The following is a 21388-nucleotide window of genomic DNA, read 5'->3' on the forward strand; positions in this document are numbered from 1 at the left end:
CCCGCTCAGAGCGGCTTTCCCCCGGTGACCGGGACGATGGCGCCGGAGGTGTACGACGACACGTCCGAGGCGAGATACACGTACGCGCCCGCGAGCTCCGCGGGCTGACCGGCGCGGCCCAGCGGCGTGTCCTGCCCGAACGACGCGAGGCGCTCCTCGTCCCAGCCGGTGGCGGGGATGAGCGGCGTCCAGATCGGACCGGGCGCCACGCCGTTGATGCGGATGCCCTTGGGCCCCAGCTCCTCGGCCAGCGCCTTCACGAGCGCGACCTGAGCGGCCTTGGTCATCGCGTAGTCGACGAGGCCCGGCGAGGGGTTGAACGCCTGCACCGACGTGGTGAGGATGATCGAGGCGCCCGGCTTCAGGTGCGGCACGGCGGCACGGAGTGTGAAGATCTGCGCGAAGAGGTTGGTGCGGAACACCCGCTCCATCTCCGCGGTCTCGAGCGTCTCGATGCCGTCGCGGTCCTTCTGGTACGCCGCGTTGAGGACGAGGACGTCGAGTCCCCCGAGCTCTTGGACGGTGCGCTCGACGATGTCGGCGCAGAACCGCTCCTCGCGAAGGTCGCCGGGAAGGGTCAGCGCCCGCCGGCCCGCGTCGGCGACGACGCGTGCGGTGTCCTGCGCGTCCTCTTCCTCCTCGGGCATGTAGACCAGCGCCACGTCGGCGCCCTCGCGGGCGAAGGCGACGGCGACCGCGCGGCCGATGCCGGAGTCGCCCCCGGTGATCAGCGTGCGGCGGTCGGTCAGGCGCTGGGCGCCCCGATACGACTCCTCGCCGTGATCGGGTTCGGGACGCGTCTTGCCGGTGAGCCCCGGCTGGTCCTGCTGCTGAGCCGGGAAGCCTTCGTCGTGGTGCGCGGTCGTGGGGTCCTGGGGCGCCGATGAACTCATACCCGCACGCTAGGGCCGCGCGTGCGCGCGTTCACGGGGGTTGACTTCCCCGGCGGACGGCCTTAACACGAGGCCTTGCGACTATCACCGGCGCCGACACGCCGTCAACCCCCTGCGAAGGAGCGGTCACCAGTGCCACTGTGAGACCGTGCCCACAAGGCATCCGTTGCATCCCCTTGCACCGGACACGCAGAAGGAGAAGATCTCATGAACCTCGCCTTGATCATCATCATCGTCGTCGCGATCATCCTTGCGATCGTGGGCGGTCTGAACTCCGCGCTGAACTGGCTGCTGTGGGTGGCCATCATCGTCGGTGTCATCGCGCTGATCGTGTGGTTGTTCCGAGTGATCAGCGGGAACCGCAGGGCCTGACCCGACCCACTGAGCTGTAGACGGCGGATGCCGCGGCCAGAGCTGGCCGCGGCATCCGCCTGTCTACGGGGTCCGCGCGGGACTACAGGTTCGCCTCCGCGTACACGCGGAGCGCGTCGCGGACGAACTCCGCACCGTGTGTGCCGCCCGAGCTCGTCGCGTAGTTCGCGCCGAAGCGCGGGTCGGCGACGTACATCTCCCCGAGCCCCAGAACGTAGCCCCTGACGTCGCCACCGGGCGTCGCGGCGGGCGTGCCGGGCACGCCCGTCAGCCACTGGACGTGGCGCTTCGCGAGCGCCTGCGCCACGTCACTGTCGGGCGCGATGCCGGACTCCGCCGCGGCGATCCAGTCGCGGCCGAGGTCGGAGACGCGCTGCTGCCACGCGGCCTTCTCCTGCGCGCTCATCGAGCGCCACCACCGGTCGCTGTCGGCGTAGGCCTGCGTGCCCCAGCGCTCTACGACCTCGTCCTTGTACTGCGTGTGGTCGAAGCCGTCGAACATGTTCTCTGCCATCAGTCGTTCACCTCCTCTCAATGCGCTGATCGTGCTCTCAACCGACGCGATCTGCCGCGTCAGCCGGTCCTGCTCCTGCCGCAGCCACGCGAGGTGAGTCTCCAGCGCGTGCGCTTCGGACGCCTCGCGATCGAGCACCTCTCCGATCTGCGGCAGCCCCAGTCCGAGCTCGCGCAGCAGCAGGATGCGCTGCAGGCGCACGAGCGCGGCCTGGTCGTAGTGGCGGTAGCCGTTGTGGCCCACGCTCGACGGCGCGAGCAGCCCGATGTCGTCGTAGTGACGCAGCGTTCTGCTGGTCGTTCCGGCGAGCTTGGCGATCTGCTGGATCGACCACTCGTGATCCGTCATGACCTCTTCCCCTCTCTCGTGCCGTCCCTGATCACGGTAAAGGTTGACGCTGCGTCAAGGTCAAGCCGAATGATCGCTGTAGTTTCTTGACACGATCGCGATATATCGTGTTATTCTTCAGACACGCGATATATCGCGAATACCCCAGACAGGCAGGAGAAGCAGCCATGACCCTGGAGAAGTGGATCATCCACCCGGGCGAGACGCGCGTCATCGACATCGAAGCCGTTCGCTCGCTCAAGATCGGCCTCGTCGGCGGACAGGTCGACGTCGTCGCCCACGACGAGCCGGGCATCCGGATCGAGGTGCACGACGTCACCGTCAAGGACCTCCGCATCGAGGTCACCGAGGACCAGGTCGAGATCGACCACCCGCAGCTGCGCTGGGACAACTTCCTCGAGGTGTTCCGCAACTTCGGCGCCGGCGGTCCCAAGGCCGAGATCAGCGTCGCCGTGCCCCGCGACGTCGCGCTCACCCTGGGCGTGGTCAGCGCGAGCGCCCTCGTCACCGGCCTCCAGGCCGGCGCCGCACTGAACACCGTCTCCGGCGACATCCTGGTCGACGGCCTCACCGGCGACCTCTCGGTCAACGCCGTCTCGGGCGACGTCCAGGTGCGCGGGCTTGTCGGCGGCCTCAACGCCAACAGCGTCTCGGGCGACGTCGCGGCGACCGGCTCGCTGCGCAAGGCCACCGTCGACACCGTGTCGGGCTCCGTGCTGGTCGACTCCACCGGCGAGATCCACTCCGTCGGTCTCAACACCGTCAGCGGCAGCTCCACCGTGCGGCTGGACGAGGGCTACCCGGCCAACTACGTCATCCGCAGCGTCAGCGGCCGCGTGCAGATCGACGGCGTCGTGCGCTCCGGCCAGGGCACCGGCCCGACGACCAACTACGCAGGTTCGGTGGGCGAGCTGAGCGGCAACTTCGCCGACGTGCGGGCCCACAGCGTCTCGGGCGACATCACCGTGCTCCGCCGCGCGGCCGCCCAGATGACGGATGCCCCGGCCGCGGCCTCCGTCGGCACAACGCCGGCCGCTCAGGCTCCCGTCGCGGGCTCCGAGGCTCCGGCCGAGGCGTACGGCGGCGACAGCACCGCGGACACCCCGTTCGGAACCGACCGGCAGGCCGAGGCCGGCGCCGACCGGGAGGAGCTGTGATGGCCCCGGTCTTCTCCCACGGCGACCTGCGCCTGTACCTGCTGAACCTGCTCGATGAAGGGCCCCGCCACGGCTACGACATCATGCAGGCCCTGTCGGACCGCACCGGAGGCACCTACACCCCGAGCGCCGGCACGATCTATCCGCGACTGGCGAAGCTCGAAGAGGAGGGCCTCGTGACGAAGTCCGTCGACGGCCGCAAGACCGTCTACTCGATCACCGAGGCAGGCCACGCCGAGGTGCAGGCCCGCGCCGGCGAGCTCGAGGGCATCGAGGCGGGTCTCGCCGACTCGGTGCGGCTCATCGCCGACGAGGTGCGCGGCAGCGTCCGCGAGGCCATGAAGAGCCTGCGGGCGGATCTCGCCGCCGCTTCCCGCGAGGAGCGCGAGACCACGCCGCAGCGTCCGCGCGAGGACGACCCGCGCGTCCGCAGCCGTGAGCAGGTGCAGCGGCTCGACGCGCTCGTGAACGAGTTCCGCGCGAACCTTCGCGGTGACGTCCGCGTCCATGTCGCCCGTGGCGGCGAGCTCGCCTCCACGGTGGTGGACCAGGTCGCCGGCGAGCTCGACCGCATCGCCCGCGACGTGACACGCGCGCTGCGAGGCTGAGCCGCGGCATCCGCTGAACGCGAGAGGGTGGGCCCCCGTCCCGGGAGCCCACCCTCTCGTCGTGCGTGCGCCCCGATCAGCGCCGCGCGAACGCCACCGCCGCCGGGCCGCCGTCGACGCCGCCGACGCGCAGGATCGCGTCGTCGCCGTCGCGCTCGACCACCAGGTCGCCCGACAGCACGCGGGAGCGGTCGAAGTCCACGCTGTCACGGCCGAGCCGGTGGTCGCCGGTCCCGTCGAGGAAGACGATGCGCTCCGACGGCGTCCACCACTCCCGCATCCAGCGCCCATCGGACGACTGCGGACTCTCGCGGCGGATCGTGGTCTCGGACGCCTCGGCCACCGCCCGGTTCCAGTCGCCGAACCCGCGCAGCGACTCCTGCTGCAGTTCCGGGATGATCCCCTCCGCGGTGGGCCCCACGTTCAGCAGCAGCCGGCCGCCCTTGGCCACGACGTCGATCCAGTGCTTGGCCAGACTGGTCGAGTCCAGGATCTCCTTGGGCGACTCGAGCTGGTTGTATCCGAACGACCACCCCAGGCCGCGGTTGTTCTCCCAGACCTCCTTGGCCTCGTTCTCGCGTCCGGCCGAGTACTCCGTGGTCGCGAAGTCGGAATGCGTATCGCCCCACCGGTCGTTGACGACGCCCTCGGGATTCGCCTCGTAGTACTGCGCGAACAGCTCGTACAGCCCGTCCTTGCCGAAATGCTTGCCGGCGTCGGGCCAGTTGATGTCGTTCCACAGCACGTCGGGGCGATAGCGGTCGATGAGATCGCGTACGTGGGCGAGCGCGTAGTAGTTGTACGCGGCGTCGTTGGGACGAATCGAGTGCACCTCCGGGCCCGACCGGTGAGGCGGCAGATCGCTCACCGACCAATCGAGCCCGCCCGAGTAGTAGACGCCGAACCGCATCCCCTTCGCGCGGACCGCGTCCGCGATCGCGCCGATCAGGTCGCGCTGCGGGCCGCGCCGGACGGTGTTGCGCGAAGCCGTCCCGGGGGCGTCCCACAACGCGATGCCGTCATGGTGCTTCGTGGTCGGTACGACGTACTCCGCCCCCGCGTGGGCGAACAGCTCCGCCCACGCCCCCGGATCGAAGCGCTCGGCCTTCCACTGGTCGAGGAAGTCGTCGTACGGTGCATCTCCGTGGACGGTGCGGTGATGCTCCTGTGCCGGGCTGCCGTCGATCCGGATGGTGTTGAAGTACCACTCCGCGTACGGGTTGTGGGCGAACCACTGGTCGTCCGGCACCTCGCCGAGCGCGCCGATCGGCTCGGCCCACGCGGGCACGGAGTACGCGCCCCAGTGGATGAAGACTCCGAACTTCGCCTTCGCGAACCATTCGGGCAGCGGGCGCGACAGGTCGTCCCAGCTCTCATCGGTCACGGCATCCTCGACTTTCATCCGATGTATCGTCCTCAATCTTGGACATATCGGGAAAGCGAGTCAACAGCGCGGCCTAAACATCCGCTCTTTCGACGATGGCCCGGCGGTGGACCGACGGGCGTCAGGCGGGCCAGATCTCCTCGTCGTCGGGCACCGGTTCGCCCAGCGGCACCACCAGGATCGGGCGGTGCTGCCGATGCGCGAGGCGGGCGCCGACCGAGCCGGTGAAGAACTCGCGGACCGACTCACCGAACCCGCGCTTGCGGGTGCCGACCACGAGCAGCCGGGCGTCGATCTCATCCGCCAGGTGCTTGAGCGCCATCGCCGGGTCGCCGACGAGCTGGCGCACGGTCCAGTCCACGCCGGAGTCGGCGAGGACGGCTGCCGCGGCATCCTGGACGCTCGTCAGGTCGCCCTCGCCGCCGGTGATGTTCATGTCGATGGGCGCCGAGTGGACGTAGCCGTCGGGGTCCTCGTAGGTGACGAAGCGGGTGACGTCGACGTGGACGACCGCCAGCGGCGCCCGGAGGAGCTTCGCGTACCGAGCGGCCTCTTTGAGGACCCGCGGCGACTGGTCGGGGATCACTCCCGCGATCACCGCCCCGTGCAGGCTCGCGTTGCTGCTGTCGTCGACTTCGGGCTCGGATGCCTCGTCGGTCATACGTCCGTGCTCCTCCCGCACCACTGGGGCCGGAACCGCCGGGGTGCGGGGGCTCCGTGTTATCCTGAATGCTACTCTTACCGGCTCGAAGCCGGATTCGTGAATGCCCGGGTTGCGCGGCGGAAAGCCCGCAGAAAAGCCCGCGACTCTAAATGAGGGGGTCTCGCATGGGGCGTGGCCGTCAGAAGGCGAAGCACACCAAGATCGCCCGAGAGCTGAAGTACGACACGTACAGCGTGAACTACTCGGCGCTCGAGCGCGAGCTCGGTCACCACAGCGAAGACGAGTACGTCGACAAGTGGGCGGACCAGTACAACGACGAGGACGAGGACGAGACCTCGCCCGTCTCGTCGTCGCAAGCCTGAGCGCTCGTGCGAGGCGGTCACGCCTCACCGCGCTCTGAGACGACCCCGCGCGCTGCGGTGCGCGGGGTTCGTCGTGCTCGGGGCCGATCCGGGCGCGGTCACCACGTGCCGTGGCGCCGGGACCAGTCGTCTTCGACGGTGTGCCGCCGCGCCGCCACCGCGCCCGCCGGGATGGCGGCGGCGACGACGCACGCGAGCACGATGAGGGGGCCGGTCCACGAACCGGTCGCGTCGTGCAGCAGGCCGATGCCCACCGGGAACAGCGCGGCGATCGCGTAGCCGCCGCTCTGCACGAACCCGCTGAGAGCGACCGCGCCCTCGTGCGTGCGCGTGCGCAGCCCCACGAGCACGAGGACCACCGGGAACAGCAGCGGCGCGAGCCCGATCAGCACGACCCACAGCCATGGTGCCGCCGCCGGCGCGAACAGCAGGCCCGCGATGCCGGCGAAGCCGGTGACGACGGCGACGCCGAAGAGCGCGCGGGTCGCGTTCAGACGTGTCACCAGCAGCGGCACGACGAGGGATGCCGGCAGCCCCATGAACCCGAAGAGCGAGAGCAGCGCGCCCGCCGTGGCGGGGGTGACGCCCGCGATCTCGACGAGCATCTTCGGCATCCACGCGAACGAGGTATAGGCGATCGTGCTCGAGACGGCGAACGCGACCAGCAGCGCCCACGCCAGCGGAATGCGCCACATCCGCCCGAACACGCGAGGACTCGCCTGCTCGATGTCGTCGTCGGCTCCGTCGGCATGGCGGCGCAGCGCAAGTGCGATCCACGGGATCGTCGCGATGAGGGCGAAGACCGCCCACAGTCCCAGCGAGACGTGCCAGTCCGTGGCATCCGCCACCGGCACCGCGACGAGGGCGGGCAGGAACGTCGACACCGCCATCGTCGTGGAGAACACCGTCGTCATGAGCCCGATGCGGTCGGGGAAGTAGCGCTTCACGAGCGGCGGCAGCAGGATGTTGCCCGTCCCGACGGCCGCGAAGACGAACGCCGTGCCGGCCAGCAGCAGCCCCGAGCTGGGCGCGAGGGTGCGCGCGACGAGGCCGACCGCCACGACCGCCATCGCCACCACGGCGAGCCGCTCGAGCCCGAACCGGCGCTCGAGCGCCGGGGTGAGCAGGCCGAACACGGCGAAGCACACCGGCGGGGCGGTGCCGATCAGGCCGATCACCGCGGCCGGCAGCGCGAAGTCCGCCGAGATGTGGTCGAAGAGCGGCGACAGCGAGGCCACGGCCGACCGCAGCGAGAACGCGAACAGCACGATGCCGACGAGGGCGAGGGTTCGCCCCTGCCAGAGCGGGCGGGCAGGGGACGATGTCACTCGTACAACCCTAGAGCCGGCGCCGATGCCCTCGGCGCGCCGGCCGACGGGCTCAGCTCTCCTGGGAGCCCTCCACCCACGCGAGATACTCGTCGGTGACGGTGCCGGTGATGTACCGGCCGTCGAAGCAGCTCATGTCGAGATCCTCGACGTCGGACCCCTCGAGGATCGCGGCCTTCAGGTCGTCGACCTCCTGGTAGACCACGAAGTCCGCGCCCAGCTCCTGCGCGATCTCGGGGATCGTCCGGCCGTGCGCGACCAGCTCGTGCCGCGAGGGCATGTTGATGCCGTAGACGTGCGGGTAGCGCACCGGCGGCGCCGCCGAGGCGAACGTGACGCTCTTGGCACCGGCATCCCGCGCCATCTGGATGATCTCCTTCGACGTCGTGCCGCGCACGATGGAGTCGTCGATGAGGAGCACGTTCTTGCCCTTGAACTCGGTCGACATGGCGTTGAGCTTCTGCCGCACGCTCTTCTTGCGCACCGCCTGCCCCGGCATGATGAACGTCCGCCCGATGTACCGGTTCTTGTAGAAGCCCTCGCGGTACTCCACGCCCAGCTTGCGCGCGACCTGCATCGCCGCCGGCCGCGAGGAGTCGGGAATGGGCATGACCACGTCGATCGCCTCGCGCGGCGTGTACTTCGCGATGGTGTCGGCGAGGCGGTCTCCCATGCGCAGGCGCGCCTCGTACACCGAGATGCCGTTCATGACCGAGTCCGGACGCGCGAGGTACACGTACTCGAACGAGCACGGCACCAGCTGCGGGTCGCTCGCGCACTGGCGGGTGTGAAGGTTGCCTTCGAGGTCGATGAAGACCGCTTCGCCCGGGTCGACGTCGCGCACGACCTCGAACTCGCCGTTCTCCAGCACCAGCGACTCACTCGTGACGACCCACTCGTAGTGGCCGTCCGCGTTCTTGCGCGTGCCGAGGATGAGGGGACGGATGCCGAACGGATCGCGGAACGCCAGCAGACCGTACCCCGCGATCAGCGCGATCGCCGCGTACGATCCCTCGACGCGCTCGTGCACGCGCGTGACCGCCTGGAACACCTGCTCGGGGTCGAGCTCGAGTCCCGAGATCGAGGACTGCAGCTCGTTGGCCAGCACGTTCACCAGCAGCTCGGTGTCGGAGCTGGTGTTGAGGTGGCGGCGGTCCTTGTGGAACAGCTCCTCGGTCAGCTCGCGCGTGTTGGTGAGGTTGCCGTTGTGCACCATGACGATGCCGTACGGCGCGTTGACGTAGAAGGGCTGCGCCTCCTCCTCATTCGACGCGGTGCCCTTGGTCGCGTAGCGCACATGGCCGAGGCCGATCTCACCGAGGAGCGCGCGCATGTCGCGGGTGCGGAACGACTCGCGCACCTGGCCCCGCGTCTTGTGCATGTGCACGACCCCATGACGCTCGGCCGTGGCGATGCCGGTGGAGTCCTGACCGCGGTGCTGCAGGAGGAGGAGGGAGTCGTAGATCTCCTGATTGACGGACCCGCGGCCCACCATCCCGACGATTCCGCACATGGGTGTTGCCTGCTCCGTAAGGTCGTGCGACTCAGCGGGCCGTGTGGCTCGCGTGCGCCTGGTGGTCTGAATAGGCGCCGACGAGACGCACCGCGCCGCCGTCGACTCCCTTTGCGCCCTGCTCCCACTCGCCGTCCGGCCGGGCGCCGCCGCGGACGACGCCGACCTGCCAGGTCGCGATGCCGCCGAGGGAGAGAGCGGATGCCGCCGCCTCGGCCTTGTCGGCCGCCACGACGGCGAGGAAGCCGATGCCGAGGTTCCAGGTGCCCTCGGTCGACTCGAGGTCGAGGTCGCCCAGGTCGGCGAGGACGCGGAAGACAGGGGAGGGCGACCACGTCGAGCGGTCGACCTCGACCCACGTGCCCTGCGGCAGCACGCGGGCGAGGTTCGCCGCGATGCCGCCGCCGGTGACATGGCTGAGCGCGTGCACGCGGTCGCCGTGATCGGCGATGAGCCGCAGGAGCGGCTTGGTGTACAGGCGCGTCGGCTCGAGGAGGGCCTCGCCCCACGTCGCGCCGAAGTCGGCGGCGTTGTCGCCGTACTGCACGCCGGCGCCGGTGACGATGTGGCGCACCAGCGAGTAGCCGTTGGAGTGCAGGCCCGAGCTCGCGAGCGCCAGCACCACGTCGCCTTCGCGCACCCGCTCGGCGCCGAGCACGCGGTCGGCCTCGACAACACCGGTCGCGGCGCCCGCGACGTCGTAGTCGTTGACGCCGAGCAGCCCGGGGTGCTCCGCCGTCTCGCCGCCGACCAGGGCGGTGCCCGTCTCGGCGCAGCCGGCGGCGATGCCGCGGACGATGTCGGCGATGCGCTCGGGGAACACCTTGCCGCAGGCGATGTAGTCGGTCATGAACAGCGGCTTGGCCCCGACGACGACGATGTCGTCGACGACCATGCCGACGAGGTCCTGGCCGATCGTGTCGTGCTTGTCGATCGCCTGCGCGATGGCGACCTTGGTGCCGACGCCGTCGGTGCTGGTGGCCAGCAGCGGCTTGTCGTACGCCTTGAACGCGCTGGCGTCGAAGAGCCCGGCGAAGCCGCCGACGCCTCCGAGCACCTCGGGTCCGTGCGTGCGGCGGACGGCCGACTTCATCAGCTCCACGGCGAGGTCGCCGGCGGCGGTGTCGACGCCCGCAGCGACGTACGGGTTCACCGGCTGTTCGGGGCGTGAAGGGGCGTCGCGTTCGGAGGAGGCCACGGCTACCAGCCTACCGGCGGCGTGGCTGGGCGGATGCCGGGGTTACGGGTCGCTCCCCCGGCGCCGATCGGCACCCTGATCGTTGCCCGCGCCCCGGTCCCGACGTCGCCGGGCGGATCTATGATGTCCGCATGGGCGGCACCGGTGCACCGGAGTGGCTGATCCGCGAAGACGCAGGTCAGCCGGTTCTTCTCGCCCTCTATCTGCGCCAGGTGCTCGGCATCCGCTCTCCCGAGGAGCTGCCCCATCTGCGCGGAATCCCCCTGCGCGCCAACGACCGGTCCGACGAGGCGCAGGCGACGCTCGAACGCCAGTGGCGAGAGTTCTGGGCGATGACCGTCGAACCGCAGGCGCACCCGTCGCCGGTTCCGCTCCAGCTCGTCGACGGGTTCGACATGGCGCTCGCCCTGCCGGTCGAGGGCTGCGACGACCTGCGGCACGCGTTCACGCCCCATGCCGCCGACGCCATGGCCTTCGCGAAGGCCGCCCACGAGCGCTACCGCAAAGAGGCGTCGCACAGCACCGGCACCGCCTACCGGGCGTATGCGGGCGCCATCGCCGAGCACGAGCGGCAGGTGGGCCGCCGGGCGCACTCGTTCGAACTCAATGTCCAGGTGCTGCCGCTGAATCAGCGGGGCGTGTGGTGGATCGGCTCCCTCACGATCGCCGTCACCGACGGCCTGCGCGGCGACGTCGCCGCCTTCGACGCGGCGATCCACCCGATCATCGCCGAGCTGGCCTGAAGAGCCCGAGCTCAGCGGCGATCGTCGTCTGCGCCGGACTGCGGGTCGACCTGCACCGACGCGTGGTCGACCGAGACCTCGTGCGTGTGACGGCGGGACCGGCGGTCGAGGAGCAGCGCGACCAGGGCGCCGAGCACGATGCCGACGGGCGCGCAGATGAGCGCCAGGAAGCCGAAGACCTGGGTCTGCGAGTACTCCACACCGGTGTTCGGGCTCACCTGCGACGTGCCGTCGAAGGCGAAGGTGAGGATCATCGCGACCAGCAGGCCCAGCGCGGCGCCGGCGATGAGGAAGACCGAGATCTTCGGGGCCCGCCGCACGCGCAGCGTCTCGACGCGGTCCTGGCTGTGCTCGGGCATGTCTCCATTATCCCTTCGGCCGGCGGCCGCTCGGGCCGTCGGGCCGGTCGGTCTCGATGTCCTCGGCGTCCCGCACCCACTGCGGCACGTCGTCGGTGACCGGAGAGACGAGGTCGTCGCTGAGGCTCGTGGCGTGCTCCGCGATGACCGAGCGACCGCGGCTGCCCACCACGCGGTCGAGCACGATGACGACGAGGCCCGCGACGAGGAGCCCGAACCCGACGCAGATGACGGCGAAGACGCCGAACACGCGCAGGTAGCCCGAGGCGCCCGTGGAGAGCGGGCCGCCCGGCTCCTCGGACACGGCGGCCGCCGCGGTGAGGACGCCCGCCGTCACCAGGCCGAGGACGATGCCCGAGATCATGATCCGCCCGATGCGCGGGGCGCGACGGACCCCGACGGACTCCCACTCCTCGTGGATGACGTGCTCGTCGGGGTCGTCGTCGCCGGCTGCGCCGGTGCGCGCGCGGATCATGGTGCCATTGTCCCACCGCGGGACGGGCGCGTCTCGGGGTCCTCGCCCCGGCTCAGGGGCGCAGCGGCAGCAGGTGGGAGATGTCGGCGCGGGTGCCCGAGGCGACGATGCGGCCGGCGGAGGAGGCATCCGCCCAGTGCTCCGCCCCCGTCGCCACTGCGATCCAGGTCGCGGGATCGGTCTCGACGACGTTCGGTGGGGTTCCGCGGGTGTGCCGTGGCCCCTCGACCACCTGCACCGCGCCGAACGGAGGCACGCGCACCTCGACCGAGTTGCCCGGCGCCTTCTCGGCGAGCAGCTGCAGCAGGTAGCGCACGGCCGTGGCGCGGTCGGTGCGGGAGGCGGGGACGGATGCCGCGCCCGCCGCCGCGACGGCCTGCAGGGCCGCGCGGCCGTCGTCGGTGGAGATCTTGCGGGCCACGACCCCACGCTACGCGTGTCGCGTGCGGGCGCAATCCTCGACGACCCGAAACGCGGCGGAGCGCCGTCGGTAGGCTGGACGGCGTGAAGATCCTGGTTCTCGGCTCGGGCGCGCGGGAGCACGCCATCATCCTCGCGCTGCGGTCCGAGGAGGCCGAGCACGAGATCTTCGCCGCCCCCGGCAACGCCGGCATCGCGCAGGACGCCCAGCTCGTATCGCTCGACGCGAACGACCCGGTCGCCGTCACCGACTTCGCGATCGAGAACGACATCGCGCTCGTCGTGATCGGCCCGGAGGCTCCGCTGGTCGCCGGGGTGGCCGATGCGGTGCGCGAACGCGGCATCCCGACGTTCGGGCCCGGCAAGGCGGCCGCGCAGCTGGAGGGCTCGAAGGCCTTCGCCAAGCGCATCATGGAGGCGGCGGGCGTGCCGACCGGCCGCGCGGTGCGGGCGTACTCGCGCGCCGAGGTCGAGGCCGCGTTGGACGAGCTCGGCGCTCCGCACGTGGTCAAGGCGGACGGACTGGCCGCCGGCAAGGGGGTCATCGTCACGTCCGACCGCGACGAGGCGCTCGCCCACGCCGACCAGTACCTCCCCTCGGGCCCGGTGCTCGTCGAGGAGTACCTGGACGGTCCCGAGGTGTCGCTCTTCTTCCTCAGCGACGGCGACCACGTGCTGCCGCTGAGCCCCGCGCAGGATTACAAGCGCCTCCTCGATGGCGACGAGGGACCGAACACCGGCGGCATGGGCGCGTACTCGCCGCTGCCGTGGCTCGACGGCAGGTTCGGCAGCGAGCGGGAGTTCGTCGACCTCGTGACCCGCGACATCGCCGAACCGGTCATCCGCCAGCTGGATGCCGAGGGCACGCCGTTCATCGGGCTGCTCTACGCCGGCCTCATCCTCACCGACGGCGGCGTGAAGGTCATCGAGTTCAACGCCCGGTTCGGCGACCCCGAGACGCAGGTGGTGCTCCCCCGGCTCGTCGACCCGCTGTCGGAGCTGCTGCTGGCTGCGGCATCCGGCACCCTCGAGGACTCCCCCCGTCCGGCGTTCGCCACCGACGTGTCCGTCACCGTGGTGGTGGCCAGCGAGGGCTACCCCGCCGCGCCGGTGACCGGCCGCGAGCTCACGGGGCTGCGCGAGGCGTCGGCGGTGCCGGGCGTCCACCTCGCACACGCCGCCACGGCCGAGACCGACGGCGGGCTCGTGGCCACCGGCGGCCGCGTGCTCAACGTGGTCGGGATCGGGACGACGTTCATGGAGGCGCGCGAGCGCGTCTACCGTGCGCTCGGCCAGATCGAGCTCGAGGGCGGGCAGCACCGCACCGACATCGCCGCCCGGGTCGCCGAAGGGCTCTGACCCGGCCGCGGCCCCGCATCGGCCGAAAGGACGAGGCCGGTCGGTCCCGACGGCCGATGTGCCGCGGCATCCGTCACCGCCACCATGGCGGCATGACGACCTCCACCTCCCTCCCACGCACCCGGCGGCGCGCGCCCGAGTGGCTCGTGCCCGCGGGCCTCATCGCCCTGAGCCTCGTGCCGGTCGCGGCCGGCTCGGCGCGCCTCACGCAGCTCGCGACCTCCGCCGGCGTGACCGCCGACAACGTCCGGTTCTTCGACGCGCCGGTGCCGATCGTCGCGCACATCGTCGGCTCGACCGTGTTCCTGGTGCTGGGCGCGCTGCAGTTCGCGCCGTCGCTGCGGCGCCGGCGCTGGCACCGCGTGGCCGGGCGCATCGTCGCGCCGGCCGGGCTGGTGTCGGCGCTGTCGGCGCTGTGGATGACGGTGTCGTACCAGATGCCGGCCGCGGTGACGGGGCCGGGGCTCGCCGCCGTGCGCATGGTGCTCGGCGTCACGATGGCGGCGGCGATCGTGGCCGCCTTCGTCGCGATCCGCCGCGGCGACGTCGGCACGCACCGCGCGTGGATGACGCGCGCGTACGCGATCGGCCTCGGCGCCGGCACGCAGGTCGTCGTGTTCCTCCCGTTCACGCTGCTGATCGGGGCGCCCACGCCTGTCGGCTACACACTTCTCATGACCGCGGGGTGGGTGATCAACCTCGTGGTCGCCGAGATCGTCATCCGCCTACGGGCCCGCACCGGCGCGCGGCGGACGGGGGCTCGGGCCACGGCGGCGCCGACCGGCGCCCGCCTATCATGAGGGCATGACGAGCCCGGTCCGCGCGCTCTGGGACGCGCCCGCGGCGACTCCGGCACCGCCCCGGCGCGTGTGGCGCGACGGGGTGCTCGTCGCGGTGATCCCCGTGCTCGCCGTGGTGGAGGCATCCGTGCGCCCCGACGTGCCCTCGCGCTGGGTGTGGGCCGTCGTGCTCGCCGCCCTCGCGCCCACGCTGCTGTCGCGGCGCACGCGCCCGTTCACGATGCTCGCGATCGCCTTCGCCGTCGGCACCGGGGTCGGCTTCATCGTCGGCGGCGATCCGCAGCTGTATACGACCGCCTACTTCCTGATCCTGCTGTACGCGGTGTTCCGCTGGGGCTCCGGGCGGGCGATGCTCGCGGGCGGTGCGCTCGTGGCCGCCGGCATGACGCTCACCGCCGCCGGGTCGGCCCCATCGTTGCCCGACGCGGTGGGCGGCGCCGCCGTCGCGGTCACCACGGCAACGCTCGGACTCGCGATGCGCTGGCGTCGGCGGGCACGCAGCCGCGAGCTCGAACAGGTGCGGCTGCTCGAGCGCGAGCAGCTCGCGCGCGATCTGCACGACACCGTCACGCACCATGTCTCGGCGATCGCGATCCAGGCGCAGGCCGGCACCGCCGTGGCCGCGACCGATCCGGGCGCGACCGCGCAGGTGCTCCAGGCGATCGAGGCCGAGGCCTCGCAGACGCTGCGCGAGATGCGCGCCATGGTGGGCGTGCTCCGCGCGGACGCGCCGGTGGCGCCCGCACCCGGCCTCGCCGGGATCGCGGACCTGGCGCAGACGGATGCGGCCGGCCCGGCCGTCGCCGTGCACCTCGACGGCGACCTCGACACGGTGCCCCCGGCGGTGGGCGCCGCGGTGTTCCGCCTGGCCCAGGAAGCGGTGACGAACGCGCGGCGACACGCCCGCGACGCGACCCGCGTCGAGGTCGGCGTCGACGTCGACGCGGCGGGGGTGCGGCTGTCGGTCCGTGACGACGGCGGGAGCACGGCATCCGCGACTCCCGGATTCGGGATCACGGGCATGCGCGAGCGGGCCGCGCTCCTCGGCGGCACGTGCGAGGCCGGCCCGGCGCCGGGCGGCGGGTGGGCCGTCACGGCGACGCTCCCGCGCAGGGGGTGGGGATCATGACCGTGCGCGTGCTCGTCGCCGACGATCAGGACCTCGTGCGCACCGGACTGCGCATGATCCTCGACGTGCAGCCCGACATCGAGGTGGTGGGCGAGGCCGCCGACGGCCGCGAGGCCGTCGCGCTCACGCGGAGCCTGCGCCCCGACGTGTGCCTGTTCGACATCCGCATGCCGGTGATGGACGGCCTGGAGGCGACGCGCACGGTGGCGGGTCCGGACGTCGCCGACCCGACGCCCGTCGTCGTGATCACGACCTTCGACCTCGACGAGTACGTCTACGCCGCCCTCCGCGCGGGCGCCCGCGGCTTCCTGCTGAAGGACGCCGGTCCGGTCCTGCTCGCCGAGGCCGTGCGCGCGGCCGCGCGCGGCGACGCGCTCATCGATCCGAACGTCACCGTCCGCCTCATCGAGACGTTCGCCGGCGCGGCGCCGACGCCTCCGCCTCCGCCGTCCAGCCCCCTCACCGACCGCGAGGAGGCGGTGCTCGCCGGTGTCGCCCGCGGGCTCGGCAACAGCGAGATCGGCGACGAGCTGCACGTCTCCCTCAGCACCGTGAAGACCCACCTGGGAAGCATCATGGCCAAGCTGGGCGCGCGCAACCGCGTCGAGCTCGCGATCTGGGCGCACGAACGCGGCCGGTCGCGCGACTGAGCCCCAGCGTCAGTCCCGCGCCGGCCGCGCCGCCGCGCCCGCTGATCACACCGCCGCCCGCTGCTGCAGCAGCGGGCACTCGAAGGGATCGCGCTCCCCCAGTCCGACACGGTTGATGTACCGCGTGACGATGCGGTACGACTCGAGCAGGCCGGTCTCGGTGTAGTGCACGCCGTGGGCCTGGCAGTAGTCCTTGATCATGCCCGACGCCCTCCGCAGGTGCGGCCGGGGCATCGAGGGGAAGAGGTGGTGCTCGATCTGGTAGTTGAGCCCGCCCATGGCGACGTCGAGCAGGCGGTTCCCGCGGATGTTGCGGCTCATCAGCACCTGCCGGCGCAGGAAGTCGAGCTTGACGGATGCCGGCACCAACGGCATGCCCTTGTGGTTCGGCGCGAACGACAGCCCCATGTAGACGCCGAAGATCCCCAGCTGGACGGCGAGGAACACCGCGGCGATCCCCGGCGAGAGCACGATGAAGACGAGGGCGAGGTATCCCCCGATCCGCAGCGCCAGGAAAGAGCTCTCCACCGCCCGGTGGCGCAACGGCTCGCGCGAGAGCACCCGCCGCACGCTCGACGCGTGCAGCGACAGCCCTTCGAGCAGGAGGATCGGGTAGAAGAAGACGCCCTGGTGCGCCATCACCCAGCCGAGCACCGGGCCGTACCGGCGAGCGCGGCGGTCGACCTGGTCGGGGGTGACCGACACGACCGGCAGCTCGATGTCGGGATCGGAGCCGATCTTGTTGGGGTTGGCGTGGTGGCGGGTGTGCTTGTGCTGCCACCACCCGTAGCTCATCCCGACGAGGAGGTTGCCGAGGATGAGCGACGTCCAGTCGTTCCAGCGGCCCGAGACGAAGATCTGCCGGTGCGCCGCGTCGTGGCCGAGCATCGCGATCTGCGTGAACAGGATCGCGAGCGCCGCGGCGGTGAACAGCTGCCACCAGGTGTCCCCGATGAGGACGAAGGCGGCGACCGCCGCCGCCAGCACCACCACGGCCGCGATGAGCTTCGTCCAGTAGTAGCCGTAGCGGCGGTGCATCAGCCCGCTCGCGGCCACGATCTTCGCCAGCCCGGTGAAGTCGTTGGGCGGCCGGTCGGTCCGGGCAGCAGTCGCCCGGATGCCGGTGGTGGGTTGTCCGGTCATGTCATCGACCCCGATCCTCGAGCCGCACCGATGCGGCGGCGACGTCGGGGTCCAGGACGTCCTGGCCACAGGCTACGCCCATTGCGCCGCCCGCGGGGGCCGCTTGCGGGCACTTCACAGGCACGATGCCGAGTACACCGGCGGACGAAAGGACGGACGCCGGCGTCGCTGGCTGGGGAGACGAGCGACGCCGGCGTCCGGATGACGCTGGGCTCTGTTTCGATGGGGCCCGAGCGTCCGGAAAACCCGAGCTGGGGGACTCAGGTCTGACGACGTATGAAGCGCATCAGCCAGGCGATCACCGCGATGACGATGATGACGAGGCCGATCCACAGCAGGAACTGGACCGCTTCGACGAGCACGCCCAGCAGCAGCAGGACGATTCCGACGATGAGCAGGGTCACTGCGAGTCCGGTCATGCAAGCCATCCTCCGCGGCCGTCTCCCGCGGGCCAACCTCTTGACAACCGTGCCCTCGCGGGTTTAGCCCGGGTCGGGCTCCGCGATAATGGGCGGGTGACGGACACGAATCCCACCCCGCTCGAACTCCCCGGCTGGCGCCACGTCTACTCGGGCAAAGTGCGGGACCTGTACGTCCCCGGCGACGCGGCCGAGGGCGCGCCCGCCGGGCGCATGCTCGTCGTCGCCAGCGACCGCGTCAGCGCCTTCGACCATGTGCTCTCGCCCGGCATCCCCGGCAAGGGGACGCTGCTGACCACGCTCAGCCTGTGGTGGTTCGACCGCCTCGCGGGAGCGGACGGCGGGCGCGGCATCCCGAACCATCTCGCGGCCTCGCACACGCTCACGCTCGGCGGCGACGGCGAGGCGAACACGCGCGACGACCTGCAGAACCTCATCCCGGATGCCGTCATCGGCCGGGCCATGGTCGTGAAGAGCCTCGACATGCTGCCCATCGAGTGCGTGGTGCGGGGCTACCTCACCGGGTCGGGCTGGGCCGAGTACCGCGAGAGCGGCACGGTGTGCGGCATCGCGCTCCCGGACGGGCTGTCCAACGGCGACCGGCTGCCGGAGCCGATCTACACCCCCGCCTACAAGGCCCCCTTGGGCGAGCACGACGAGAACATCTCGTTCGAGCGCACCGTCGAGCTCGTCGGCGGCGAGCGCGCGAGCGAGCTGCGCGACCTGTCGCTCGAGATCTACGCGCGCGCCGCCGCGACCGCCGAGGCGCACGGCGTGATCCTCGCCGACACGAAGTTCGAGTTCGGCCTCGACGAGAACGGCGTGCTGACCCTCGCCGACGAGGTGCTCACGAGCGACTCGTCGCGGTACTGGGATGCCGAGGCCTGGGCGTCGGGCACCACGCCCGCGGAGCGCATGGCGAGCTTCGACAAGCAGATCGTGCGCGACTGGCTCGCCGCGAACTGGGCGCCGCCGCGCGACGATGAGCCGCCGGCTCTGCCCGCCGACATCGTCGAGCGCACCGCCGACCGCTACCGCGAGCTTCTCGAGCGCCTCACCGCCGCCTGACGCCCGGCGCGGCATCCGCCCGTCACGCGTTCTTCATCGCCTTCAGCCGCGCCAGCAGCGTCGGACCGGTCCGATCGAGCATCGATCCGCCGACGAGGATGCCGCCGATCAGGACCGCCGTCCCCAGCACGAGGCCGACCGCGCATGCGATCCAGCTGAGCGCCGCGTCGTCGGTGAAGAACCCGATGATCCCGAGGATGCCGGCGGGCGCCGACAGCGCGACGGCGATCAGCCAGATGCCGAAGAACGCCATGCCCTGCAGGAACGTGGTGCCGGGCACCCGCTCGAACGGGTTGTCGCCGGATGCCGCGACCGGCACGACGAGCTGCGCCGACGTGAGCGCACAGACGCCGTAGCAGGTGAAGAGGATGCCGACCGACATGCCCAGGATGCCGGGGAACCGGCTCCACTCGCCCGAGAAGACGAAGGGGATGATCGCGGCGAGCAGCACGAGCGGCAGGGCGACCGCCGCAGCGGCGAGGCTGCGCCCCAGCCGGTCCGCCCGGCCCGGCGCGCCGGTGGCGAGCTCGGTCCCGAACGCGGTGCCGTCGTACGAGATGTCGGCGTACACGACGATGCCGATCACGATCGCGATGATCGGGCCCGAGAACGACAGCGCCACGAGCGGCTCGCCGTCACGGGCGTAGAACCACAGCAGCACCGGCACCAGGGGCGCCCCGACCAGCTGGCGGAGGTAGCGGGGGTCGCGCGTCCAGTACGTCAGCGCCCGCGCGAAGACGGCACCCGCGGCGCCGGTCGGCACGCGGCCGAACCATCCGATCGACCCCGCGCGCACCGCGGCGGCCGACGTGTGCCGCGGGCGGACCAGCGAGCGTCCGAGAGCTGCGCGCCACAGCAGCCACAGCAGGCCGAGTGTCGCGAGGGCGATCAGCAGCCGGGCGCCCGCGCCGGCGGGGTCGCCCGCCGCGGCGGCGGCCGGCACGGCCCATGCCGCGCCGAGGGGCGTCCAGCCGAGGATCGGCACCAGCTCGGCGAGCGTGTCGGCGTTCACCGCGAACCCGGTCGCCACACCGGCGATGATGGGTCCCGCGAGGATCAGCGGGATGAGGATGACGGTGCCCGACACCTCCCGGAACCGGCGCCCGCTCCCGAGCCCGGCCGCGAGGGTCGCGACCGCGCGCGACGCGACGACGGCCGTGAGGACCGCGACCGGCGTGCTCACGATCCATGCGGCGACGGCCGCCGGCCAGTGCGCCCAGGTCGCGACCGTCGCAACCGCTGCCACCGAGGTGATGATGCCCGGGATGCCGGTGACCGCCGCCACCGCCAGCGCGACCATCATGCGCGACAGCGACATGGGGAACACCACCAGGCGGTCGGGGTCGAGCGTCGTGTCGACGCCGAAGGCGAGGAGGGGGATCAGCGCCCACCCGAGGGTCACGAGTGATCCGGCGCCCACGATGACGGCGGAGGCCGGCGCGAGACCCGCGAACCCGAGCAGCACCAGTCCGACGACGATGGCCACCAGCAGTCCGAGTCCGTACAGCGCGCCGAAGACGAAGCCGACGAGCTGCCAGGGGCTGCGCGCGAGCTGGTTGCCCAGCACGCGGAAGCGCAGCCTCAGGAGCGTCGCAACCATTCCGGCCCTTCCGTGTGGCGCCGCCCGCCGACGAGCTCGACGAAGCGGTCCTGGAGCGACTGCCCCGCCCGCACGTCCTCGACGCTTCCGGCCACGAGGAGGCGGCCGGCGGCGACGATCGCCACGTGGTCGCACATGCGCTGCACGAGGTCCATGGAGTGGCTCGAGATGATGACCGTTCCGCCACCGGCGACGTACCCGGTGAGGATGTCCTGGATGTTGGCCGCCGAGACGGGATCGACGGACTCGAACGGCTCGTCCAGCACCAGGAGGCGCGGAGCGTGGACGAGGGCGCAGGCGAGCGCGATCTTCTTGGTCATGCCCGCCGAGTAGTCGACGACCATCGTGCCCGCGGCATCCGTCATGTCCATCAGCGCCAGCAGATCGGCGGTGCGCTGCGCGATCTCGTCGTGCGGCAGGCCGAACAGGAGCCCGTTGTAGGTGACGAGCTGCTCGCCGGTCAGGCGGTCGAAGAGCTTCACCCCGTCGGCGAGGTTGCCGAGCATGCGCTTGGCCGCGACCGGCTGCTGCCACACGTCCATCCCGTGCACGATCGCCCGGCCGGCGTCGGGCGCGAGGAGGCCGGTCGCCATCGAGAGGGTCGTCGTCTTGCCCGCGCCGTTGGGCCCGACCAGCCCGTAGAACGACCCCGTCGGGACTCGCAGGCTCAGGTCGGCGACCGCGACCTTCTGCCCGAAGCGCTTGTGGAGCCCGACGAGCTCGAGGGCCGCGGTGTCCTCACCCGGGGTGGGGACGCGGTCGGCCGCGGGGGTCTCGGACGCGCGTGCGGAGGTGTCGGCGGGCGGGCCCGCGGGCGCGGGGGGATTCGCGGGATCGCTCACGTGTCTCCGTCGTTCGGCAGGGCGGGCCCAGGTGCGCGCC

Annotated in this window: 24 protein-coding genes; 10 read left to right on the forward strand and 14 right to left on the reverse strand. The window is 71.6% G+C overall.

The window, feature by feature from the left end; genetic code table 11:
• Positions 1 to 5 precede the first annotated feature (5 nt).
• Complete coding sequence (locus V6R91_RS01880; protein ID WP_336393897.1) at positions 6 to 893, reverse strand: SDR family oxidoreductase; 888 nt, start codon at positions 891 to 893, stop codon at positions 6 to 8.
• A gap of 207 nt (positions 894 to 1100) precedes the next feature.
• Here V6R91_RS01880 and V6R91_RS01885 point away from each other — a divergent pair, with 207 nt between their 5' ends.
• Positions 1101 to 1265, forward strand: coding sequence for a hypothetical protein (locus V6R91_RS01885; RefSeq protein ID WP_336393898.1), 165 nt, complete (start codon positions 1101 to 1103; stop codon positions 1263 to 1265).
• Positions 1266 to 1347: 82 nt separating this feature from the next.
• On the opposite strand, the gene V6R91_RS01890 is transcribed toward V6R91_RS01885, so the two are convergent.
• The gene (locus V6R91_RS01890; RefSeq protein WP_336393899.1) at positions 1348 to 2127 is read right to left on the reverse strand and encodes a MerR family transcriptional regulator; all 780 of its coding nucleotides are present in this window, start codon (positions 2125 to 2127) and stop codon (positions 1348 to 1350) included.
• A gap of 167 nt (positions 2128 to 2294) precedes the next feature.
• Here V6R91_RS01890 and V6R91_RS01895 point away from each other — a divergent pair, with 167 nt between their 5' ends.
• On the forward strand, positions 2295 to 3284 hold the full coding sequence (locus V6R91_RS01895) for a DUF4097 family beta strand repeat-containing protein (protein WP_336393900.1): 990 nt from the start codon (positions 2295 to 2297) through the stop codon (positions 3282 to 3284).
• On the forward strand, positions 3284 to 3892 hold the full coding sequence (locus tag V6R91_RS01900) for a PadR family transcriptional regulator (protein ID WP_336393901.1): 609 nt from the start codon (positions 3284 to 3286) through the stop codon (positions 3890 to 3892). Before V6R91_RS01895 ends, V6R91_RS01900 begins: the two co-directional genes overlap by 1 nt.
• 76 nt (positions 3893 to 3968) lie before the next feature.
• Here V6R91_RS01900 and V6R91_RS01905 read toward each other — a convergent pair whose 3' ends face one another.
• Positions 3969 to 5294, reverse strand: coding sequence for an alpha-L-fucosidase (locus V6R91_RS01905; RefSeq protein ID WP_336393902.1), 1326 nt, complete (start codon positions 5292 to 5294; stop codon positions 3969 to 3971).
• Between the two features lie 103 nt (positions 5295 to 5397).
• Complete coding sequence (locus V6R91_RS01910; RefSeq protein WP_336393903.1) at positions 5398 to 5937, reverse strand: universal stress protein; 540 nt, start codon at positions 5935 to 5937, stop codon at positions 5398 to 5400.
• A 167-nt stretch (positions 5938 to 6104) separates the two neighbouring features.
• Between V6R91_RS01910 and V6R91_RS01915 the strand changes: the two genes are divergently transcribed.
• Entirely contained in the window at positions 6105 to 6302 is a 198-nt protein-coding gene (locus V6R91_RS01915) for a DUF3073 domain-containing protein (protein ID WP_194397108.1), read from the forward strand.
• A gap of 98 nt (positions 6303 to 6400) precedes the next feature.
• Here the strand turns inward: V6R91_RS01915 and V6R91_RS01920 are convergent, their stop codons facing one another.
• Genes V6R91_RS01920 through purM form a run of 3 tightly spaced genes read right to left on the reverse strand, consistent with a single transcriptional unit; the run spans position 6401 to position 10341 of the window.
• Positions 6401 to 7630: an MFS transporter gene (locus V6R91_RS01920; RefSeq protein WP_336393904.1), complete on the reverse strand. Its 1230-nt coding sequence runs from the start codon at positions 7628 to 7630 to the stop codon at positions 6401 to 6403.
• 52 nt (positions 7631 to 7682) lie between these two features.
• Positions 7683 to 9143, reverse strand: a complete 1461-nt coding sequence (gene purF, locus V6R91_RS01925) for an amidophosphoribosyltransferase (protein WP_336393905.1) — start codon at positions 9141 to 9143, stop codon at positions 7683 to 7685.
• Positions 9144 to 9174: 31 nt separating this feature from the next.
• Positions 9175 to 10341 carry a phosphoribosylformylglycinamidine cyclo-ligase gene (gene purM / locus V6R91_RS01930; RefSeq protein WP_336393906.1) on the reverse strand — a complete coding sequence of 389 codons (1167 nt, stop codon included), beginning with the start codon at positions 10339 to 10341 and terminating at the stop codon, positions 9175 to 9177.
• Positions 10342 to 10472: 131 nt separating this feature from the next.
• On the opposite strand from purM, the gene V6R91_RS01935 reads away from it, so the two are divergent.
• Positions 10473 to 11084, forward strand: coding sequence for a zinc-binding alcohol dehydrogenase (locus V6R91_RS01935; protein WP_336393907.1), 612 nt, complete (start codon positions 10473 to 10475; stop codon positions 11082 to 11084).
• An 11-nt stretch (positions 11085 to 11095) separates the two neighbouring features.
• Here the strand turns inward: V6R91_RS01935 and V6R91_RS01940 are convergent, their stop codons facing one another.
• Genes V6R91_RS01940 through V6R91_RS01950 form a run of 3 tightly spaced genes read right to left on the reverse strand, consistent with a single transcriptional unit; the run spans position 11096 to position 12339 of the window.
• Positions 11096 to 11443: a DUF6232 family protein gene (locus V6R91_RS01940; protein WP_336393908.1), complete on the reverse strand. Its 348-nt coding sequence runs from the start codon at positions 11441 to 11443 to the stop codon at positions 11096 to 11098.
• 7 nt (positions 11444 to 11450) lie between these two features.
• Entirely contained in the window at positions 11451 to 11918 is a 468-nt protein-coding gene (locus V6R91_RS01945; protein ID WP_336393909.1) for a hypothetical protein, read from the reverse strand.
• A 52-nt stretch (positions 11919 to 11970) separates the two neighbouring features.
• Positions 11971 to 12339: a sterol carrier family protein gene (locus V6R91_RS01950; protein WP_336393910.1), complete on the reverse strand. Its 369-nt coding sequence runs from the start codon at positions 12337 to 12339 to the stop codon at positions 11971 to 11973.
• An 83-nt stretch (positions 12340 to 12422) separates the two neighbouring features.
• On the opposite strand from V6R91_RS01950, the gene purD reads away from it, so the two are divergent.
• The 4 genes from purD to V6R91_RS01970 all read left to right on the forward strand — a co-directional run bounded on the left by purD (position 12423) and on the right by V6R91_RS01970 (position 16276).
• On the forward strand, positions 12423 to 13697 hold the full coding sequence (gene purD, locus V6R91_RS01955; RefSeq protein WP_336393911.1) for a phosphoribosylamine--glycine ligase: 1275 nt from the start codon (positions 12423 to 12425) through the stop codon (positions 13695 to 13697).
• Positions 13698 to 13789: 92 nt separating this feature from the next.
• Positions 13790 to 14497, forward strand: a complete 708-nt coding sequence (locus V6R91_RS01960) for a DUF2306 domain-containing protein (RefSeq protein ID WP_336393912.1) — start codon at positions 13790 to 13792, stop codon at positions 14495 to 14497.
• Between the two features lie 4 nt (positions 14498 to 14501).
• Complete coding sequence (locus V6R91_RS01965; protein ID WP_336393913.1) at positions 14502 to 15626, forward strand: histidine kinase; 1125 nt, start codon at positions 14502 to 14504, stop codon at positions 15624 to 15626.
• Complete coding sequence (locus V6R91_RS01970) at positions 15623 to 16276, forward strand: response regulator transcription factor (protein WP_336393914.1); 654 nt, start codon at positions 15623 to 15625, stop codon at positions 16274 to 16276. Before V6R91_RS01965 ends, V6R91_RS01970 begins: the two co-directional genes overlap by 4 nt.
• A 45-nt stretch (positions 16277 to 16321) precedes the next feature.
• Here the strand turns inward: V6R91_RS01970 and V6R91_RS01975 are convergent, their stop codons facing one another.
• Both V6R91_RS01975 and V6R91_RS01980 read right to left on the reverse strand, forming a co-directional pair.
• On the reverse strand, positions 16322 to 17419 hold the full coding sequence (locus V6R91_RS01975; protein WP_336393915.1) for a fatty acid desaturase family protein: 1098 nt from the start codon (positions 17417 to 17419) through the stop codon (positions 16322 to 16324).
• Positions 17420 to 17679: 260 nt separating this feature from the next.
• Positions 17680 to 17838, reverse strand: coding sequence for a hypothetical protein (locus tag V6R91_RS01980; RefSeq protein WP_336393916.1), 159 nt, complete (start codon positions 17836 to 17838; stop codon positions 17680 to 17682).
• Positions 17839 to 17934: 96 nt separating this feature from the next.
• Here V6R91_RS01980 and V6R91_RS01985 point away from each other — a divergent pair, with 96 nt between their 5' ends.
• The gene (locus tag V6R91_RS01985) at positions 17935 to 18906 is read left to right on the forward strand and encodes a phosphoribosylaminoimidazolesuccinocarboxamide synthase (RefSeq protein ID WP_336393917.1); all 972 of its coding nucleotides are present in this window, start codon (positions 17935 to 17937) and stop codon (positions 18904 to 18906) included.
• A gap of 22 nt (positions 18907 to 18928) precedes the next feature.
• Here the strand turns inward: V6R91_RS01985 and V6R91_RS01990 are convergent, their stop codons facing one another.
• Complete coding sequence (locus V6R91_RS01990; RefSeq protein WP_336393918.1) at positions 18929 to 20506, reverse strand: hypothetical protein; 1578 nt, start codon at positions 20504 to 20506, stop codon at positions 18929 to 18931.
• Complete coding sequence (locus V6R91_RS01995) at positions 20488 to 21348, reverse strand: ABC transporter ATP-binding protein (protein WP_442928086.1); 861 nt, start codon at positions 21346 to 21348, stop codon at positions 20488 to 20490. The genes V6R91_RS01990 and V6R91_RS01995 overlap by 19 nt, the downstream gene beginning before the upstream one ends.
• Positions 21349 to 21388 lie beyond the last annotated feature (40 nt).

The organism is Microbacterium sp. CCNWLW41 (genome assembly GCF_037083505.1).

Bases quoted from the DNA above. Each gene is read 5' to 3' on its own strand.
- V6R91_RS01880 (WP_336393897.1), bottom strand. From the start codon at position 893: ATGAGTTCATCGGCGCCCCAGGACCCCACGACCGCGCACCACGACGAA.
- V6R91_RS01885 (WP_336393898.1), top strand. From the start codon at position 1,101: ATGAACCTCGCCTTGATCATCATCATCGTCGTCGCGATCATCCTTGCG.
- V6R91_RS01890 (WP_336393899.1), bottom strand. From the start codon at position 2,127: ATGACGGATCACGAGTGGTCGATCCAGCAGATCGCCAAGCTCGCCGGA.
- V6R91_RS01895 (WP_336393900.1), top strand. From the start codon at position 2,295: ATGACCCTGGAGAAGTGGATCATCCACCCGGGCGAGACGCGCGTCATC.
- V6R91_RS01900 (WP_336393901.1), top strand. From the start codon at position 3,284: ATGGCCCCGGTCTTCTCCCACGGCGACCTGCGCCTGTACCTGCTGAAC.
- V6R91_RS01905 (WP_336393902.1), bottom strand. From the start codon at position 5,294: ATGAAAGTCGAGGATGCCGTGACCGATGAGAGCTGGGACGACCTGTCG.
- V6R91_RS01910 (WP_336393903.1), bottom strand. From the start codon at position 5,937: ATGACCGACGAGGCATCCGAGCCCGAAGTCGACGACAGCAGCAACGCG.
- V6R91_RS01915 (WP_194397108.1), top strand. From the start codon at position 6,105: ATGGGGCGTGGCCGTCAGAAGGCGAAGCACACCAAGATCGCCCGAGAG.
- purF (WP_336393905.1), bottom strand. From the start codon at position 9,143: ATGTGCGGAATCGTCGGGATGGTGGGCCGCGGGTCCGTCAATCAGGAG.
- V6R91_RS01935 (WP_336393907.1), top strand. From the start codon at position 10,473: ATGGGCGGCACCGGTGCACCGGAGTGGCTGATCCGCGAAGACGCAGGT.
- V6R91_RS01940 (WP_336393908.1), bottom strand. From the start codon at position 11,443: ATGCCCGAGCACAGCCAGGACCGCGTCGAGACGCTGCGCGTGCGGCGG.
- V6R91_RS01945 (WP_336393909.1), bottom strand. From the start codon at position 11,918: ATGATCCGCGCGCGCACCGGCGCAGCCGGCGACGACGACCCCGACGAG.
- V6R91_RS01960 (WP_336393912.1), top strand. From the start codon at position 13,790: ATGACGACCTCCACCTCCCTCCCACGCACCCGGCGGCGCGCGCCCGAG.
- V6R91_RS01965 (WP_336393913.1), top strand. From the start codon at position 14,502: ATGACGAGCCCGGTCCGCGCGCTCTGGGACGCGCCCGCGGCGACTCCG.
- V6R91_RS01970 (WP_336393914.1), top strand. From the start codon at position 15,623: ATGACCGTGCGCGTGCTCGTCGCCGACGATCAGGACCTCGTGCGCACC.
- V6R91_RS01975 (WP_336393915.1), bottom strand. From the start codon at position 17,419: ATGACCGGACAACCCACCACCGGCATCCGGGCGACTGCTGCCCGGACC.
- V6R91_RS01980 (WP_336393916.1), bottom strand. From the start codon at position 17,838: ATGACCGGACTCGCAGTGACCCTGCTCATCGTCGGAATCGTCCTGCTG.
- V6R91_RS01990 (WP_336393918.1), bottom strand. From the start codon at position 20,506: ATGGTTGCGACGCTCCTGAGGCTGCGCTTCCGCGTGCTGGGCAACCAG.